General features: G+C 74.2%; 1 protein-coding gene. It reads right to left on the bottom strand.

Features of this window, described 5'->3' with window-relative positions; genetic code table 11:
* Positions 1 to 82: 82 nt before the first annotated feature.
* Positions 83 to 325 (bottom strand): helix-turn-helix transcriptional regulator (locus tag FJ658_RS15765; RefSeq protein WP_141146262.1); only part of this gene is annotated, 243 nt, incomplete at its 5' end.

The raw sequence follows: 325 nt of genomic DNA, 5'->3' as shown, positions 1-325 counted from the left end.
GACGGTCTTCGCGATCGCGACGGCGATGTTCGCGAGGAATGCGATCACGACGGCCATGCGCCCCATCCTGCCGGTCTGCGCACTAGGCCGCGAAGGTGCCGGGCGCCGCGCCGAGCACCCGGCGGAAGTGACGGCTCATGTGCGCCTGGTCGTGGAAACCCGCCCGCGCAGCCACCTCGGCGGCGGGGAGGCCCGCCCGGAGCAGCTGGCGCGCGCGATCCACCCGCAGGGCGGTCAGGTAGCGATGCGGGGGTATCCCGTAGCTGCGGGAGAAGACCCGCACCAGGTGGCTCGGGTGGGTGCCGAGCAGGCGCGCCGCCTCCGC

The organism is Schumannella sp. 10F1B-5-1 (assembly GCF_006517535.1).
GTDB lineage: Bacteria > Actinomycetota > Actinomycetes > Actinomycetales > Microbacteriaceae > Schumannella.
This window is presented reverse-complemented; position numbering and strand designations above follow the sequence as displayed.